The sequence below is a fragment of the Bacillus sp. M6-12 genome, assembly GCF_002860285.1.
Lineage (GTDB): Bacteria > Bacillota > Bacilli > Bacillales > DSM-1321 > Peribacillus.
The window spans coordinates 114174-130085 of record NZ_PGVF01000001.1; the positions used below are offsets into that span (position 1 = coordinate 114174).

35 protein-coding genes are annotated in these 15912 nt (G+C 33.9%); 25 read left to right on the forward strand and 10 right to left on the reverse strand.

The window, feature by feature from the left end; genetic code table 11:
- Positions 1 to 54: 54 nt before the first annotated feature.
- From CVD28_RS00820 to CVD28_RS00885, 14 genes are all read left to right on the forward strand, one after another.
- Positions 55 to 465: a hypothetical protein gene (locus CVD28_RS00820; RefSeq protein ID WP_101590358.1), complete on the forward strand. Its 411-nt coding sequence runs from the start codon at positions 55 to 57 to the stop codon at positions 463 to 465.
- Between the two features lie 52 nt (positions 466 to 517).
- Positions 518 to 760 carry a hypothetical protein gene (locus tag CVD28_RS00825; RefSeq protein WP_101590359.1) on the forward strand — a complete coding sequence of 81 codons (243 nt, stop codon included), beginning with the start codon at positions 518 to 520 and terminating at the stop codon, positions 758 to 760.
- 263 nt (positions 761 to 1023) lie between these two features.
- Complete coding sequence (locus tag CVD28_RS00830; RefSeq protein WP_101590360.1) at positions 1024 to 1272, forward strand: hypothetical protein; 249 nt, start codon at positions 1024 to 1026, stop codon at positions 1270 to 1272.
- Positions 1265 to 1714: a hypothetical protein gene (locus tag CVD28_RS00835; RefSeq protein ID WP_101590361.1), complete on the forward strand. Its 450-nt coding sequence runs from the start codon at positions 1265 to 1267 to the stop codon at positions 1712 to 1714. The genes CVD28_RS00830 and CVD28_RS00835 overlap by 8 nt, the downstream gene beginning before the upstream one ends.
- On the forward strand, positions 1707 to 2345 hold the full coding sequence (locus CVD28_RS00840; protein WP_101590362.1) for a hypothetical protein: 639 nt from the start codon (positions 1707 to 1709) through the stop codon (positions 2343 to 2345). Before CVD28_RS00835 ends, CVD28_RS00840 begins: the two co-directional genes overlap by 8 nt.
- Positions 2332 to 3252: an MYG1 family protein gene (locus CVD28_RS00845; protein WP_101590363.1), complete on the forward strand. Its 921-nt coding sequence runs from the start codon at positions 2332 to 2334 to the stop codon at positions 3250 to 3252. The genes CVD28_RS00840 and CVD28_RS00845 overlap by 14 nt, the downstream gene beginning before the upstream one ends.
- Positions 3253 to 3362: 110 nt before the next feature.
- Positions 3363 to 3734 (forward strand): ASCH domain-containing protein, encoded by a 372-nt coding sequence (locus CVD28_RS00850; RefSeq protein WP_101590364.1) that lies wholly within the window; start codon positions 3363 to 3365, stop codon positions 3732 to 3734.
- Positions 3735 to 3750: 16 nt separating this feature from the next.
- The gene (locus tag CVD28_RS00855) at positions 3751 to 4026 is read left to right on the forward strand and encodes a hypothetical protein (protein WP_101590365.1); all 276 of its coding nucleotides are present in this window, start codon (positions 3751 to 3753) and stop codon (positions 4024 to 4026) included.
- A 17-nt stretch (positions 4027 to 4043) separates the two neighbouring features.
- Complete coding sequence (locus tag CVD28_RS00860; protein WP_101590366.1) at positions 4044 to 4223, forward strand: DUF4177 domain-containing protein; 180 nt, start codon at positions 4044 to 4046, stop codon at positions 4221 to 4223.
- 39 nt (positions 4224 to 4262) lie between these two features.
- On the forward strand, positions 4263 to 5021 hold the full coding sequence (locus CVD28_RS00865; protein ID WP_257985720.1) for a metallophosphoesterase family protein: 759 nt from the start codon (positions 4263 to 4265) through the stop codon (positions 5019 to 5021).
- Positions 5005 to 5265: a hypothetical protein gene (locus CVD28_RS00870; protein ID WP_101590367.1), complete on the forward strand. Its 261-nt coding sequence runs from the start codon at positions 5005 to 5007 to the stop codon at positions 5263 to 5265. The genes CVD28_RS00865 and CVD28_RS00870 overlap by 17 nt, the downstream gene beginning before the upstream one ends.
- 17 nt (positions 5266 to 5282) lie before the next feature.
- Positions 5283 to 5942, forward strand: a complete 660-nt coding sequence (locus CVD28_RS00875) for a suppressor of fused domain protein (protein ID WP_101590368.1) — start codon at positions 5283 to 5285, stop codon at positions 5940 to 5942.
- 5 nt (positions 5943 to 5947) lie between these two features.
- Entirely contained in the window at positions 5948 to 6598 is a 651-nt protein-coding gene (locus CVD28_RS00880) for a dual specificity protein phosphatase family protein (RefSeq protein WP_180953821.1), read from the forward strand.
- Between the two features lie 46 nt (positions 6599 to 6644).
- On the forward strand, positions 6645 to 7571 hold the full coding sequence (locus tag CVD28_RS00885) for a hypothetical protein (protein ID WP_101590370.1): 927 nt from the start codon (positions 6645 to 6647) through the stop codon (positions 7569 to 7571).
- A gap of 138 nt (positions 7572 to 7709) precedes the next feature.
- Here the strand turns inward: CVD28_RS00885 and CVD28_RS00890 are convergent, their stop codons facing one another.
- From CVD28_RS00890 to CVD28_RS00920, 9 genes are all read right to left on the reverse strand, one after another.
- On the reverse strand, positions 7710 to 8111 hold the full coding sequence (locus CVD28_RS00890) for a hypothetical protein (protein WP_101590371.1): 402 nt from the start codon (positions 8109 to 8111) through the stop codon (positions 7710 to 7712).
- A 185-nt stretch (positions 8112 to 8296) separates the two neighbouring features.
- Positions 8297 to 8602 (reverse strand): hypothetical protein, encoded by a 306-nt coding sequence (locus CVD28_RS00895; RefSeq protein ID WP_101590372.1) that lies wholly within the window; start codon positions 8600 to 8602, stop codon positions 8297 to 8299.
- Between the two features lie 16 nt (positions 8603 to 8618).
- A complete protein-coding gene (locus CVD28_RS00900; protein ID WP_101590373.1) occupies positions 8619 to 8849 on the reverse strand; it encodes a hypothetical protein in 231 nt (76 codons plus the stop codon).
- Between the two features lie 40 nt (positions 8850 to 8889).
- Positions 8890 to 9054: a hypothetical protein gene (locus CVD28_RS27655; protein ID WP_180953822.1), complete on the reverse strand. Its 165-nt coding sequence runs from the start codon at positions 9052 to 9054 to the stop codon at positions 8890 to 8892.
- A gap of 30 nt (positions 9055 to 9084) precedes the next feature.
- Positions 9085 to 9252, reverse strand: a complete 168-nt coding sequence (locus tag CVD28_RS27660; protein ID WP_180953823.1) for a hypothetical protein — start codon at positions 9250 to 9252, stop codon at positions 9085 to 9087.
- 229 nt (positions 9253 to 9481) lie between these two features.
- Positions 9482 to 9679, reverse strand: a complete 198-nt coding sequence (locus tag CVD28_RS00905; protein ID WP_101590374.1) for a hypothetical protein — start codon at positions 9677 to 9679, stop codon at positions 9482 to 9484.
- 28 nt (positions 9680 to 9707) lie between these two features.
- On the reverse strand, positions 9708 to 9968 hold the full coding sequence (locus tag CVD28_RS00910; RefSeq protein WP_101590375.1) for a hypothetical protein: 261 nt from the start codon (positions 9966 to 9968) through the stop codon (positions 9708 to 9710).
- An 86-nt stretch (positions 9969 to 10054) separates the two neighbouring features.
- On the reverse strand, positions 10055 to 10459 hold the full coding sequence (locus CVD28_RS00915; RefSeq protein WP_101590376.1) for a hypothetical protein: 405 nt from the start codon (positions 10457 to 10459) through the stop codon (positions 10055 to 10057).
- Between the two features lie 135 nt (positions 10460 to 10594).
- The gene (locus tag CVD28_RS00920) at positions 10595 to 11029 is read right to left on the reverse strand and encodes a hypothetical protein (protein WP_101590377.1); all 435 of its coding nucleotides are present in this window, start codon (positions 11027 to 11029) and stop codon (positions 10595 to 10597) included.
- Between the two features lie 291 nt (positions 11030 to 11320).
- Between CVD28_RS00920 and CVD28_RS00925 the strand changes: the two genes are divergently transcribed.
- The 11 genes from CVD28_RS00925 to CVD28_RS00960 all read left to right on the forward strand — a co-directional run bounded on the left by CVD28_RS00925 (position 11321) and on the right by CVD28_RS00960 (position 15176).
- The gene (locus tag CVD28_RS00925; RefSeq protein ID WP_101590378.1) at positions 11321 to 11590 is read left to right on the forward strand and encodes a hypothetical protein; all 270 of its coding nucleotides are present in this window, start codon (positions 11321 to 11323) and stop codon (positions 11588 to 11590) included.
- 14 nt (positions 11591 to 11604) lie between these two features.
- Positions 11605 to 11865, forward strand: a complete 261-nt coding sequence (locus tag CVD28_RS00930; protein ID WP_101590379.1) for a hypothetical protein — start codon at positions 11605 to 11607, stop codon at positions 11863 to 11865.
- 41 nt (positions 11866 to 11906) lie between these two features.
- Positions 11907 to 12311 (forward strand): BC1872 family protein, encoded by a 405-nt coding sequence (locus CVD28_RS00935; RefSeq protein ID WP_101590380.1) that lies wholly within the window; start codon positions 11907 to 11909, stop codon positions 12309 to 12311.
- The gene (locus CVD28_RS27665; RefSeq protein ID WP_180953824.1) at positions 12311 to 12451 is read left to right on the forward strand and encodes a hypothetical protein; all 141 of its coding nucleotides are present in this window, start codon (positions 12311 to 12313) and stop codon (positions 12449 to 12451) included. The genes CVD28_RS00935 and CVD28_RS27665 overlap by 1 nt, the downstream gene beginning before the upstream one ends.
- A 74-nt stretch (positions 12452 to 12525) precedes the next feature.
- Positions 12526 to 12864: a beta barrel domain-containing protein gene (locus CVD28_RS00940; protein WP_101590381.1), complete on the forward strand. Its 339-nt coding sequence runs from the start codon at positions 12526 to 12528 to the stop codon at positions 12862 to 12864.
- A 35-nt stretch (positions 12865 to 12899) separates the two neighbouring features.
- Positions 12900 to 13241 carry a hypothetical protein gene (locus tag CVD28_RS00945; protein ID WP_101590382.1) on the forward strand — a complete coding sequence of 114 codons (342 nt, stop codon included), beginning with the start codon at positions 12900 to 12902 and terminating at the stop codon, positions 13239 to 13241.
- Between the two features lie 14 nt (positions 13242 to 13255).
- Positions 13256 to 13558 carry a hypothetical protein gene (locus CVD28_RS00950; protein ID WP_101590383.1) on the forward strand — a complete coding sequence of 101 codons (303 nt, stop codon included), beginning with the start codon at positions 13256 to 13258 and terminating at the stop codon, positions 13556 to 13558.
- Between the two features lie 30 nt (positions 13559 to 13588).
- A complete protein-coding gene (locus CVD28_RS00955; protein ID WP_101590384.1) occupies positions 13589 to 14218 on the forward strand; it encodes a hypothetical protein in 630 nt (209 codons plus the stop codon).
- 1 nt (position 14219) lies between these two features.
- Positions 14220 to 14378, forward strand: a complete 159-nt coding sequence (locus tag CVD28_RS27670) for a hypothetical protein (protein WP_180953825.1) — start codon at positions 14220 to 14222, stop codon at positions 14376 to 14378.
- A 34-nt stretch (positions 14379 to 14412) separates the two neighbouring features.
- On the forward strand, positions 14413 to 14583 hold the full coding sequence (locus CVD28_RS27675) for a hypothetical protein (RefSeq protein ID WP_180953826.1): 171 nt from the start codon (positions 14413 to 14415) through the stop codon (positions 14581 to 14583).
- Positions 14584 to 14618: 35 nt separating this feature from the next.
- Complete coding sequence (locus tag CVD28_RS00960) at positions 14619 to 15176, forward strand: hypothetical protein (protein WP_101590385.1); 558 nt, start codon at positions 14619 to 14621, stop codon at positions 15174 to 15176.
- Positions 15177 to 15212: 36 nt separating this feature from the next.
- Here CVD28_RS00960 and CVD28_RS00965 read toward each other — a convergent pair whose 3' ends face one another.
- Positions 15213 to 15542 carry a hypothetical protein gene (locus CVD28_RS00965; protein WP_101590386.1) on the reverse strand — a complete coding sequence of 110 codons (330 nt, stop codon included), beginning with the start codon at positions 15540 to 15542 and terminating at the stop codon, positions 15213 to 15215.
- Between the last annotated feature and the right edge of the window lie 370 nt (positions 15543 to 15912).

A 15912-nucleotide genomic window follows, 5' to 3' on the forward strand; every position in this document is an offset into this window, starting at 1 on the left:
AATGTTGTTAGTAGTTATGGAAGTAGAAAATAAATATCTAAGAAGGTGATAAGTATGTTCAAACATAAATGGGAAGTATTTAAGGCTTTAGAAGAAGGGGCTACTTTAACAACAAAACAGTGGGTTGAAAGAAATCCCGAAATGTCTGTTTCTTTTCATAAAGAATCGAATCGCTTTGTAGACGAAGGCAATGAAAGTATTACAGATATGCAGGATATTGTTTATATCGAATTTGAACCGACAGATTGGATTCCATTGAGCAGTCATGGATTTATGTTTGACGGAACAGAAGATAATCTCCTCTTTTACAAGACAGGAGACGAAGAATATAGCTTAAACATTCGACCTGATGGGTTCTTTGTCCTATACAAGCTCAATAAAAAAGACGATGCCTATGATTGGGTAGAAACGTACTTCCATTCGTTTGAAGAGTGTGAGGAGTACATGAAGAAAAACGGACATTAATCCGAAATAGCGTACAAAGAACGTATCAATAGTGTAAAAGGGAGAGGTTTTCATGATTCAATTACAAGCAGAAGCTAAAAGAGGGAATGGCGTTAAAACGATTGGTGATAAAGGATTTGTTCGGGTTGATTTTTCAGGGAATATTTACGATAAACAATTTATTGCAGTAGATGGGTATGAGGGCAGAGGAGAAAACTATCGCCCACGCAAAGAAGCGAAGATTGTTATTGGAAATGGTCAAGAAACCTTTGAATTTAACAGTTTTGAGGAGCTTATCCATCAATTAAAGAAATGATGATAGAGAGCTATTCTTTCAATTTGAATAGCTTTCTCTATTTTTAAATAATGGAGTGAATGAAATGATAGTGAATTATTATTTATATCTTTTTCTAACGCAAATGTTTGTTATTGGAGTGGCTACGAATTTTAATACTGATATTCCTTTTTGGCAAAAGTTGATTGGTTACGCATTACTGGCTTGTGTTCTACCAATTACTGAATACTTCCATAAACGTGATAAAAAAAGATAACTTGATTACCTATAAAGGAGGAATCTGTTTGAAAGACAAACAATTTGAAGCCAATTATCAATTGGTTCAAGACAAAAATGTAGACAAAGAAATCAAACTCTTTTTGATTTTAGATATGCTGTATCATGAGCAAATCAGCTTAAACAAAGCAAGGGAACTATGTACTGAAATAGGCTTTTTCTCTGACCATTGGGTAGTCATGGATGCTAAAGCAACAGAAGTATTTTCGCCTGTTTATGCAAAATTAATGAAAGAAGCAGGAGAAGATAATGAATAAAGAAAACAGCTTTCAAGAACTCATAGATAACGATAAAGTTCTAATCCAAACAGGATTAACAACTGGACAAATGATTGATGTATTGAAAGTAGGAGATAGAGCAAAAACAGAAACAACCGATTCTCCTATTTGGGTAGAGAAAATCCTTTATGGAGCAATTATCGTCATAGAAAATGCAACAAACGAAGAATCTGTTGAGAGAGCATTGCAAATAAATCCTGCGGTATTAGAGAATAGCTGGACAGTGTATCGAAAATTTATATCCTTTTATGATGCAATGAAAGCACATGAAGAAGAAAAGAAGACCATTACGTATCATCAGAGTAAAGATTTAACCTATACGTTTAAGCATGAATTGGAAACAGGTCAATTTAAAGATTTATCGAATGATAATCTTTGCTTATATGAATTGATTGAAGGGAATTGGACAATAGATGATTAGAAAGACGAAAGAAAAGACTCCGAATTTAGCGTTTGAACGGTTTGGGTATGCAACCACCAATCCTTGTGACGTATGTGGAGCAGAGGGTAATAACCAATCCGAACCACGATTCGGCTATGTAGTATGTGAGGAGCATTTCAAGCTATCACCTGTTGAAGTCTCTCAACGAAAAACGGATAGATTGAGTAAGGAAAAGAAAAAAGAGAATCCGTTAGAAGAAATACGTGAGTATTTTTATGAACATATCAACCAAAAAGCAGAGCCACGTAAAGGTTCATGGGCTAAAGAAGAGTTGGTAGGTTTTATAGAAGAATGGGTTCGTTTGCAGTTATTTTTGGTACTATTACTTTCAAGAAAACAGACAGATAACTCCTTGAATATGTTTTTCATCCTTCACACAAGTAAAAAAGCAGGAGAAATCATGGATAGTATGAAAGGCAACAAAAACCATGAACATTATCAAGTATTGCTTTCCTTGTTAATGGAAGAAGGGTATTTGTTTATGAACGCCCTATACAATGCCATGAAGAAGTCTCACGAAAAGAATCTTTATTGCTTTAAAGATGAAATACGTATGATTGAAGACTATATTGAAAAAGAATGGAGCAACTATACAAATGGTTATGAATGATAAAAAGAACATGATTTTAGTTACACATAGCGGTTCATTTCATGCAGATGATGTCTTTGCTTACGCAGTCCTAATGGAGTTGTTTTCTGAACATGAATTGATTCGTAGTCGGAATAAAGAAGATTGGGAGAAAGGCGATATTGTCTTTGATGTGGGTGGTGGAGAGTTTGACCATCATAGCGTAGATAAAATCTATCGTGATAATGGTATTCCTTATGCTTCCTTTGGGCTGATTTGGCGTAAATACGGTAAAGAATACCTTACAAAGTGGTTTTCAGAAGACCAGGTAGAAGAAGCTCATAAACAAATTGACGAGTTCTTTGTACAAGCAATTGATGCTTTTGATAATGGAGTAAATCTAATCGAAAACACGCCTGTTAAGGTTCATACCGTTTCAGACATTGTTGGTTCTTTCAATAACCTTGTAGACGCTTTTGCAGGGTCAACACCTGATATGATTTCCTTCTATCAAGACCAATATTTTGTAGAAGCAACAAAAGTAGCCAAACAGCTATTAGAAAATGAAATTTGGGGTATAGCCAATCAATTTCGTGCGAAGAAAACCGTTCAAAAGGCATTTGAAGAACGAACAAATAAAGCTCTTGTCGTTTTGAGTGAAGGTTGTTCGTGGGAAGATGCTTTATGGGAATTGGATAAAAATGAAGAGGTTCTTTTTGTAGTGTATCCAAAACCTGACGGACATTACATTCAGGTTATGCGTAAAGATAGAAACACATTTAATGCACGTAAAGACCTTCCTGAAGAATGGGCTGGAAAAAGAGACGAAGAATTAAGTGGAATTATCGGAATACCAGACGCTATCTTTTGTCATCCTGCACGATTCTTAGCAGGAGCAAAATCGAAAGAAAGTATTCTAAAAATGGCTGAAATCGCATTGGCTGAATAAAAAGTGAGGTACTGTTTACTAAAAACAGTGCCTTTTTTGTGTAAAATAAAATTTACAAATTCGTTAAAATGTTGTATAATGGATATATAAAACAACAGAGGTAAACAGACATGAAGGAAAGTATTCAACTTCCCAAAAAGGGATTAATTATTAAAAAACCCTGGATTAACCTGATTTTAGAAGGAAAGAAAACATGGGAAATCAGAGGGTCAAATGCAAAAATTCGTGGAGAAATTGCTTTGATTCAAAGTGGTACAGGAAAAGTATTCGGAACAGTTGAGCTAATAGAGAGTAAAGAACTTTCGTTAGAGCAATATCAATCCAGTGAAGCCTTTCATTGTATTCCAGAAGAAATGACAAAGGTTGCTCCTTATAAAAAGATACATGCGTGGGTATTGCAAAATCCCAAACGATTCCATGAACCTATTCCTTATCAGCATCCACAAGGAGCAGTCATTTGGGTCAATTTACGAGAAAAATAGGGAGAGAGTGATAGAGTTGAGTAAAGCAATGAAAATGGAACTGATTTGTAATGGAGAATTGGTCAATAAACATAGTGATGGTGGGAAATGGGGTTGGAGCAATCCGCTGGATATGCTACCACCTGTCGGCTCAATCATTGAATATATGACGTTTAATCAAAACCACAAAGAAGGTCAAGGCGTTTTAACAAAATATGTGGTAAAAGGATTTACCTTCACAACAGAAGAAGACTTTAATCGGTTGTACGGAAATAAAGTAGTCAAAATAAACGTAGAAAAAATGATTGAATAATCAAAAGGAGAAAACACATGAAAACATTTGAGTATAAAACTGTTCCATTTCACCAAATGACAAAAGGACATTATCAAGAATTAGATGTAGATAAATTGAATGAATTAGGCAATGAAGGTTGGCAATTTGTTACCGTTGTGAGTGGAGAGTGTCTTTTTCAGCGTGAAACACGTAAACGTGTAGTAAGACCTTGTTAAATCAAAAGAAAGAAGTTTAATGAAAAGGGGGAAGTATGAATGATTTATATTACTGGAGATGTACATGGGGCAATTGACTTAGGAAAACGATTAAACACAAAAAACTTCCCCGAACAAAAGCAAATGACAAAAAATGATTATGTGATTATTGCTGGTGACTTTGGATTTCCTTGGAACATGGATAAAGAAGACCAGTTTTGGTTGAAGTGGTTAGATAAAACAAAGCCTTTTACAACCTTATTCATTGACGGTAATCACGAAAATCATGATTTGTTGGATTCGTACCCTGTTGAAATGTGGAATGGGGGAAAGGTTCATAAAATCAATGACAGTGTTATTCACTTAATGCGTGGTCAAGTATTTGAACTTGAGGGAAAACGTATTTTTACCTTTGGTGGAGCGGATTCTCATGATAAAGCTCACCGAAAAGAAGGGATTAACTGGTGGAAACGTGAAATGCCTTCAAACGAAGAATATGAAGAGGGATTAAAGAATCTGGAAAAAGTAAATTATGAAGTAGATACTATCATTACTCATACTTGTTCCAGCACTTCTTTAGATTATCTACGTGGAAGATTCAAAATAGCGGTAGACCGAATTGATGATACTCATGCGTATTTCTATCAATTAGAACAAAAAGTATCCTATTCAGAGTGGTTCTTTGGACATTTCCACGAAGACTGTGAACTTCCAAATAAACAAATTTTGCTATATAACCATATTCGTCAGTTTACGGAAAAAGAATCTATCATTATTAGCGATGGAGAGAAGAGGGAACGACATGGAAAGAAAATATAAAATCGGAGAAAAAATCACCCCAATTAACAAAACGCCACGTATCAGACAGCATGACAATTGCGGAACATACTATCAGCGTTTGGAAATGAATCAGGATTTTCTTTATGTAGTCGGCTTCGATGAAGAAGAAGAACAACGATTGGGCGTTCCTTGCTACTGGTGTAACGTGTATCCAGTATTGGGTGGAGATTCTTTTGCAGAAAAAGACCTTATCCTTTATGTAGAAGAACAAAAAGTGGTTTAAAAGGAGGGGAAATTGTTTTGGATTTAAAAGAATATAAAAAACGAGCTTCTGAACAAGAAGATTGGTCTCCAGGGTGGGATGCCATTGATGCAGTGTTTGGACAACTTTATCCTAATCAAGAACCAGCACATTATGGTACTGTCTTGATTAGTCGTGCCATTTTAGGTGGAGACGAATATTTAGATGGTTATAGTATCTATCAATCTCCAAACGGATACAAACATCTGTTGACCTATGGAATGTCTGAACTTTACACAAACGAAGAACGGTTTGGTCAAGAGTGGAGCGGTTGGGGATATGAAATGACCATAAAATTAAAAGAAGATACAAACGAAGATTGTATGTGGGCGATTGACATGTTGGGAAATCTTGCTCGTTACACAAACAGGAAAGAAAGATTTTTTGAGCCTATGCAATTTATAGCAGGAAATGGTACGTCTCTTCACATCGGAGTCGAATCCGCTATTACAGCCTTGCTTGTTGTGGAAGATACTGAAGCAAAAGGTATTGATACTGTTCATGGTAGAGTAGACTTTATGCAGTTAGTTGGGATTACAGAACGTGAACTGGAATATTTAAAAGAGAACTATTCACATACAAAAATTCTTGTAGAAAAAATGAAAAAAGATAATCCTTATCTAATTACAGACATGAAAAGAACACAATCATATGTGTAAAAAAGGTGGGATTTCATATCAATATTCTTTATGGAAATGATAGAATTACCCCTTTGTTAGATTGGCTCTATATAGGTGGGGTTGAGAACAATGTTCGGAGAACTCTGCCTTATGCAGATGTCTGGATTAACTTTTCTCATGAATCAAAGAAAGAGAAACAAATTCATGAGAAAAGAAAAACGAACATCATTTATTATCCTTTGCGATTTGATGATGGAGACCTTCAAAAAGGGCAAGAAATGTGGCTTAGAGCCTTTGAACTCATTCAACAACACAAAGGTCAAAAGATTTTGATAAGCTGTTCAGAGGGCGTGTCAAGGTCTGCAGTCATGTGTCTTTGGCTACTATGCGAAGAGTTTATGGATTATGAAAAAGCTATCACTCATTTAAAAGAGAATCGAAAAGTTTTCATAGATAAAGGATTTCATCCTTTTGTGGAATATTTACAAGAAATTTATTCTGTTAAGGAGCGATTTGAAAGTATGTATAAAGTGATTGGCACAAAGGAACTGGTAGATAAAGACGGAAATAAAGTGTCTTGTGAAGTACGTGAATTTGAAGGAATGACGGATGAAGAAATAGAGGATATGATGCAGGAAATGACCGTTACAAATGAAAAAGGCGAAAAAGAAACGATAGATTTACGTTATCTATAATTGATATTTTGTCAAAAGAGGACAATGAGGAAAGAGGAGAAAGTTAGTGTCTATAAATCTAATTGTGAACCCAACGGTTTCCCCGATGGGTTGGAGAGAGTTCAACAATTCAGTAAATAACCATTCAATTGCTTTAGATGGATATGTAGCAAGTGCTACTAAATTAAATACAAAAAAGAAAGTCGCAAATTTTAATCACCATGAAGACTGTAATCGTTACGCTTCAAGGGCTACATGTGACCAAATTCGATTAGCCATACACAGTGGTTTATTTGATTTCTTTAGAGATGAAAATGGAGAAGTCAAAATGGATATTTACGTAAACGATTGTGATGAAGATGTATGCCTATCTGTATTTCTATTAAAATATGGATATATTTCAGGCAATATCATGAATCCAGCACTAAACACGTTGGTCAATGTGGAAAATGAGTTAGATACGACAGCAGGAGCCTATCCGTATCCAAAAGACTATCCATTGTTACGTAAATTGGCGTGGGTGTTTGCACCTTATAAGATTGCTCGTTCTAATGGGTTGTTACGAACAAAAGACAAAAAGGTGTATGAGGGTGTCATTACAGACGTTTGCAATCGTATCATGGAATATCTAAATGGGAACAGTCAAGAATTGCCTCTTGATACACGATATGAAGTCTTAGAAAGATACCCTGATTGGTCATATGTAAAAGAAATCGGAATTGATAGCCGAACAGGTATGTTTGGAGATGGAGTTAAAGCCTTTGTATCCATTCTTGCTGAACGTGAAAACGGGAATCGTGATTATGTGATTGGTAAAATGTCACCTTTTATTGATTTTGATTTACCAAAATGTTTGAAAGCCTTAAATGATGCAGAAGGGGCAGAAAATGATTTATGGGGCGGTAGCAATACCATTGGTGGAAGTCCACGAGTAACAGGAAGTAAATTAACACCAGAACAAGTGGCTGAAATCGTTAATAAAGCACACAAATAAAGTTACGTGCAAGTTACCAGCAAGTTAAAAAAGGTTGATAGATTAAGGTTTCTTGTGATAAATACCTTATATTTGAAAGTTACCAGCAAGTTAAAATAAAAAACACAAGGACTTCAATATCCTTGTGTTTTTTTGTTATTATGCGATTTGCTTAATTTCAAATTCTTCAACCACGTTGTTATCAATGCTAAAGGCAATGTTTAACGAAGGGAAAAAGAAAAATCCACATTTTTCACGAAGATATTTCTCTAATTCTTCTCCTTCTAATGGCGTGATTTCTTGAATAAAGGCATTTGTTTCATCGTAATTTTCTGGAAACATATCTAATACCTGGTCAGCAAAGTCTAATTGATTTTCCTTAATCTGATTCCATGTTGAAGCCTCTTGAATATTTTGACAAAGCCGATTCAAAATTAAATCGGATGGTGACATTTTGGATTCCATAAATAAATTAATTGCCATAAATGCCATCACATCATCTTTACGGTTTGCTAATCGTTTTTTCAAATCTGGTGTTAGATTAAATAAAGTTTGTTCCATAAGTCAATTCTCTCCCTTTAAGTAAGATAGCTTTTTATAAGCCATACCTGTTTTGTTTGAATCTTATATCATTATACTCGGTTATTTGTATTTAATTAGATGGGAAGTAATGGGGAGTAGGTCAATCAAAAGGGAAAATCCACATAAAAAAACAGAAGGAGATAAGTCCCTCTGCTCTTTATGGTTTATGAATGGGTTTGCCATTGTAATTCTTGAATTTGTTTTTGTACTGCATTAAATTCTTCTAAACTTAATGCTCCAGAATCACTATTGGTTGTTTTCCCATCTCTATGCTCATACTTGTTGTAGATAAGTAGTTCCTTGTGTAGATAATAAAACTCAATATATTTCGTTGAAATCATACCGACTCTATCCATTTCAGAGTCTTTATCTCTCTTAATATATTGAATCCCATCAGAATACGGATTACTTTCATTTTTATACAACTTTTGGACATAGCCTAATTTTTCAAATGCCTCTTTTGCTGTCATTTGACAAAACTCCTTCTTACGATTCGACAATCGTGATTTGTACTTTTACAAATTGTGTTCCAGGATGGTATTCCTCAATCAACTCTCTGCGTGTTTTACCTGTTTTTTCAACCTCATAATTCAGGTATTCATCACTCACTATCATGGCTTGTTCATATTCAGCAGTGCGAACAGAAGGAACAACTCCTGCAGTCCATTGAATCCAACGGAAAAATCCATCTTCTTTTTTCAGTACATATCTAAACATAATTGTCTCTCCCTTTTTTAATAGTCTATAAACCTGGTTATTAATTACTTTCAAGGATAAGTGGCTTTTCGTCTTGGTCTTTCGCTACTTCGAGTGTTAAATCTGTTCCGTAGTAGCCATATCTGTTCCAAACGTAAAGTGTTTGTGTTTTATCATCCACTTTATTTAACATATCAATAACTTCCTGTATGGTTTTTGCACCCATTATCCTATCTCCTTTGTGTAGAATGGTTTTTTATTTATTGTTAAATTCAATCCATTCTTTAAATTCTTCTTCACTATGAAAAATACGGCTACCATGTTGAGGATGAAAAGCAACCAGATGACCAGCATCATTTTGTTTAAAATTCCAACCTTCTTGCATAGTGCTATTCAACATTAAAACATAAGTAATGTAGTTCATATAAACACTCCCTTTAAAAAATCACCAATACCAACTTAAAAAATCGTCTCTCTTATAAAAAGAGATACTGTTCGTGCGACAATTGTGAACAACAACTTCACCACAATCTTTCTGGTAAATATAGAAAAAGCTATTTCTATTAAGTTTGTTTAAAAAAAGCGTAACCTTTAGTAAAAATTCTTTAAACTTTTCCATTTTTATCTCCTTTTACTACTATATCCGAAACGAATTAACGAAGCGATAGTCTATTTTTAATAGAATTGATAGAGTAAGACTTGAACCAACTTAGAAATTCATCTTTTGATTCAAAAGTTTTGTTTTCACGTTGTTTGCTTTCCGCAACAATCACGCTTCCTTTATCAATAAAATACCAGTGGCTATTGTTAGACCGATTGTTCATATTAATGATGTGTTGTACCATATCCATTTTCCAGTTCTCCCTTTTTTATTTTTGTTTAGTCAAAAGCACCTTTTAGAAAAATAATCCGAAGTGAATCTCCATCCGATTTGGTTTTATAATACCCTTCATTTTCAGAAGATGTTTCATATTGTTTGATTTCAGACAGCATTTCAGTTGTAATCATCCCTTTAAAATAAGGAATTTCAAACTCTTGTCCTGCTTCAAGTGTAAAACCTTTTCGGTTAATATCGACTCTTTCTAAAATCGTTTTTACTGGTTGACTTAATGTAGACCATTCACTGACTTTAACTGTCATGTACATTCATCCTTCCTGTATTACATATGATTATTCTTAAAAAAAGAACGCATGAGAAATTCCCATGCGTCTCTCTTTTGGGATACTTACGCCAATTGCTCCATTTGAGATTCCCATTTCAGATAATCTTCAAATTGATTGTAATAAATCGTGTCAGGATAAACACCTTGAATAGTGATGTCTTCTAACTTCTCATACTTCCCAAAAGCACCATTTTGAAGAACGTGAAGAGCTTTTGCTTCCGCTTCTTCAGCAGTGCAGTCATGATAAGTTAAATTTCCAGCACCAGATGTTGTTTTAAAATCAACAACATACGACTTTTTACCATCTGCAGTTGTAAGGTAATCATAGTAACCCATCGATAAAGAATGTTTTTTCTCTGGAATCATGGAAAGAGCTTTACGCAATTTTCCTTCTGTGTTTTGCTCTAATACCGTTTGAAAAAACGCAACCTGACGAATAAATCCTGCTTCTCTTTTAGTTAGTTTCATAAATAAACCACTCCTATTTAAAAAATGTTTAAGTAAAACGCCTTACTTTTATAGAACTGCTATTATTATAGTGTTTGATTTTCGGTTTTATTTACAAACGAAAAAGACAATCGCTGTAAAACGACTGCCTTTTATTTAATGATTTTCTTGATTTGATTGCTTTTTCTGTTTATGAGTAGCTGATATTTCCTGCATCCCTAAAATGGATAATAGGGTGGTTGCAATAAAGATTAAACTTTTAGTCAAAAGGTTGATGGTAAATACAATCCATACATTATGTCCTTGTAACAAAGCATCATTCCCTGACCATATCTCTACATAGGGAACGAGAAAACCAGCTATCGAAAGTCCTAAATAAAAAGTGAAATAAGCGGTAAGAAGATAAAGTGAAATCAATTTTCTTTTTCGATGTTTACTACGTGTTAAAAGGAATAAAGGAACAAATACAATCAATTCTGGCACAAGAAAAGTCAAATAAGATAGGTCAGATATACTGTAAAACAGTTCATCCATAAAAAACAAAACAAATCCAACAAGTAGCCACTTCTTCCTTATTTCTGAATCTTTCACAACAACACTTCCTTTCTGTTTTAAAATCATATTAGTCTTACAAAAGCTATAAAATAGGTTAATTTTTGGCTTTTGTTTCCTTGTTTTCATTATAGGTATAGTGTACAATTTACATAGACTATATACAATGGAATTTTACATATTAGCTGGTCTGATAAGGATTTTCGGTTTTATTTATACCTTTGAATGGATGAATGCAAAAATTTCTATAATGTACTAAGAACTTATAAAACAGGAGAATGTAAGTTCAGTTTGTAAACAGGTATTTTATTTAAAAAGGAGAGATTTTACATGGCAACGATTTATTTAACTTTAAAAACAAACGGTAAGTCTGAACAATTTTTAGGAACAGATGGCAAGATGCACGACAAACTTTGGACTATTCAACGCAAAATTTCAGGCAACATGCAATTATCTGGTGCAATGATTAACGGAGAACCACGATACATTGATGCTACGCTTCCAACAGAAGTGACAAAACTTCCAAGAGGAGCTAAACCAGTTGCAGAGGATGTAGCAGAACGTCTTTGGTTAAGTGATAGTCACTATTTCGGAGAATAAGGGAGGACTTGAATATGTCAAATACAGTAGAAACTAAACCAGAACAAAAATTTGAAACGATGAAATGCTTCCAATGTTTACACTGGAAGCCTATGGTTCAACCTTGTGAAACACCAGAAGAAACGTATGAATCTATCATTCGAGAGAAAAATGCGTGGGGGAAACTCTTAGGAGCTTGTACCGTATTTGGTGGAGCTTATCCAATGTTTGATATTGAAGAGTGCAAACTCAAAGAAGAACACAAACATTTGGCAGAGCATGTGGAGCGGTTTTAATTAAAAAGTTCAACATTAACAATTTCAAGGGAGAGATAAAAATGACACAACAAACGATTTTGTCACTATCTGACGTACAAAAGGTAAACGATACAATTGCAGTGGAGATTTTAGGTTATTCCATTTCTGGAGACTTGTATGTAAAGGACAATGAATACCCTATTATCTGCAGAGAGTTCAATCCACTGGCTAATTTTAATGATGCGTTTATGATTGTAACAGCCATTACAAAAAACAATGACACACAATATACCATTTCTAAAAATGGTTTTGGTCATGAATGTATGATTGATAATGAACGCAAACAAAGAATTAGCAGAGTATCAGCTTGGACACCTGAACTGGCAGTTTGTATATCGGGATTAAAGTATGTTGGTGTTGAAACAGACTATATTCAACCAACTGTACAGGAATTAACTACTGGACTGAAAAAGGAGAGAGCTTAATGACAGTTTACGAACGACTAATGTTTTTAGCAAAAGGTGGCAGAGTGGATTATCTTCACAAAAAGAATGAAAATCTAAAAACAACAAAGTTACAGAATTTCTTAAGTGAGTATATGGTAAGACACGATTTGAATGCTTAATGAATACAGGTGGTTCTAAAAGTAACAGAGCCACCTTTTTATTTAAACAGAACTTTTAAAAGGGAGAGATTTACATGAGAGCGAGTCAAGAATGGTTGGATAATCTTCAAGTTGGAGACGAAGTAGCAATGAATGTTGGTAGTTATGGATATAGCCGATACAAAAAGGCGACCATTACAAAAATCACACCAAAACGTAGATTTACTACCTCTAATGGAATGACTTTTAATCCAGATGGTACAGAATATGGAAAGAAAGACACTTGGAGCAGACGAAGCAATATAGAGCCTGTTACACAAGAGATTTCAGACCATATTGAGCAAACGGAGCTATTGAATGTCATTGAAGCAACGAAGTTTAAAGAACTTTCTTTGGAGCAACTACGTGGGATTCATGCTATTTTAAAAGGATAATAGATTCTATTATGTACAAAAAGGAGCAGATAAACATGTTGAAAAATATCATTAACAATGAAATCATCTTGCAATTAGTTGAAAAGGACATTCCTGTTGAGTTAAGAAAAAATGGGTTTGTTATTGAAGGCTTCTATAAATCTGGACAAGTTCGACTTGAACCAAAAGAAGATGGCACATTTATTGCTCATAGTCGTTATGACCAAAAGGATGATATTGAATCATTCGATGATTTGGTTCATCTTAACCATGAGTGGTGGGGTTATTCTAAAGACCGAAGTGAAGGCTGGAAAAAGCCAGAAGAAAAATGGGCGGTAGAAATGGTTCGTTTAGGATTGGTGAAAAGAAGAGAAGAAAAAGTTGTTCATTACGAATAGGAGTTGACTGTAGGATGTTTCAACATTTATTAGATAAAAAGAAAAAGGATATAACAATTGAATCTGTTCGAGAAAGTTATCAAGAAATGTATAATGAAGGGCGTATCAATGATATGACCAAGATTAAGCTAAAATGCTGGTTGTATCATTCGGAAAGTCGAAATAAGAATGGGAATCCACCATTTCTTTTTGAAAACTATGTACACGCATTAGGAAAAGAAACCTACCTGGATTATATTAAATTTGGACTGATTAATTGTGATGATATTGGTGGAAAAGAAAAGGCAAATGAAATTGTGATGAATTGGTTTGCATAAATAAAAAGGCGGTATCAAGGAGGAAATAACATGAATGAACAAATGATAGCCGAATTGATTGAAATGTTAAAAAGTGAACGTGGACTACACAAGGATGCACCGTTTCTAAGTGATTTTGAAAATGGCTGTAATGAAGGAGCAAATGATATTTTGGATAATGTAGAACGTATTTTATCCAAGTATGTTGATATTCCTAAACATGAGATTGAACAACTTTCAAAAGAGCCGAAGAATATATGGGGCAGAATGGTGTTTAGTAACAATAACTATACAGACTCTCAATATGTACAATTCATTCAGGAACTTAGCAATTTTGATACCAAAGACCAAATCGAAGTACGTAAAAACGATACAAGTCAATGGGATGAATTTCAAGATTCAGGTTCTTATTGGATTGACGCTTTATTCTCTGAAAAAGAAGCGAATCATTTAATGATGCGTTTTAAAGGTTCTTTTCTATTGCTGGAAGAGACTCTTAATAATGAAGGAGATAGAGAAGAGATTGATAGGGAATGGATACGTGCCTATGAGGAAGAGCAAAAGGCAGTTTATGGTGAAAGACCAACAGCTTATCAACTTGTATTTGCCTGGAAGCAAAATAAAGAATACTTTCTTGCAAATAAAGGAAAACCATTTGGTGTTGTAAAGGTGGATAATTAATATGACTTTTTTACAACGTAAAATGACGAATTTAATTGGAAAAGAGATTCAAACACCATTTGGTGCTTGTGAAGTAATGAAGGTGACAGACAAACATGTTACGTTAAAGGATATGGGTGATACAGAATTTGAAGTGGAATTATGGAAGTTCGCTCTATAATTCCTTTCCATTCATTCAAAAGGAGAGAAATCATATGTTCAAACTTGAAAAAATCGAAGAAAAATGTGCTGACATTTGTGAACAATGCTGTAATGAAGAAAAACCCATTTATCACCTGAAGGGGAAATATGATAACATGGATTCCATGCTTTGTAAAAAATGTTTGGATGCATTGAAAGAAACGATTAACAAATTTGAAATGTAAACAGGATTTTACTTAAAAAAAGGGAGAGATTTTATATGGCAAAGCCAACAGGAAAAGAAATGGTAGCAATCTTCAAAGAGGAAAAAGATGCGATTGCGTTAGCAAATCAAATGGACAATTTCGTTAATAACTTTTCTGCTGATACAGAAGGATTTGTGGAAGCTATGAAAGTGGAAGACGAAGAAACAAAAATTCGTTTTGCTACGATTAGTCTTTTTTGGGTCAAGAAATTGAATGACTATCTGGAAAAAGACTGGTACGACTTACGCAATAAGTATTCAGTGGAAACATGTCAACAAATTAGTAAATTCTTAGGGGAAGATTTGCAAAGTTTCTATCCTGAATATACAGGCCACTTAGACCCTTATTACAATGAAGAAGAGGAAGCAGAAGAATGGAAAATTGAGTTTGAAGTAAACTTTGTCGAGAAAATGGCTCGGACACATCGGACACTTCAACAAACTTTCTCTGAAATCGTATTCCATTGGCTAACAGTTATGAATGAATCGATGGAAAATGAGTTCTTTATCAAGGTGAGTAAAAAAATCGAAGAAAATCTTGAAAAAGGATTCCACCGAACTCCAATGATTTAAGCAAAAAAAGACCAGTCCATTAAAAGGGCTGGTTTTTTATTTGTTAAAAGGAGATTCCTCATAAGGTAGAATTTTTCCTTTAATAAATTTTTGGCAAAAATCATCTTTTTCAGGAGTATATACCGCTTCATACGTATAAAACGAACGACAATCCCTTTCATTTTCTAATTGTTTTGTTAAGAGAAAAAGAATCCCTGAAGAAATTAAAAAAAGAAAGCAGAAAATAGAAGAAATGATTAAGATATTTCTTTTCTTGTCCTTTAGATAATTATTAAGAAGTATGAAACTAATAACCAATAAAAGGGAAGTAAGAATCATCCATTGTGTATAATCGAGTTTATTAAACAAATACCAGATTGTATTCAAACCAACACCACCTTTCCAAATTTCTTAATGATTTATTATAGAAAAAGAAAGATAAAGATATTTCTATTAGACTGTTAATCTCTATTATCGTGCATAAACATACAGGTTAAAAACCAATAGAAAGAAATCTACTAAATATGAAAAATGTAGTCTATATTTTCAATATGTAGACAAATAGTTACTTTTCTATTAATTAATCATTTTTATACATAGTACAGTATATTTATACGTATTTATAAATCTATTTATTTATTTCATTTTAGTAGAAGAGGATTTTACCTTTTATCCAACAAACTCAAAAAACCTTGATTTGACAGGCTTTTCGGGATATGATATAATAGATTTACAGGGAATACGGAAGGTTGTCTTT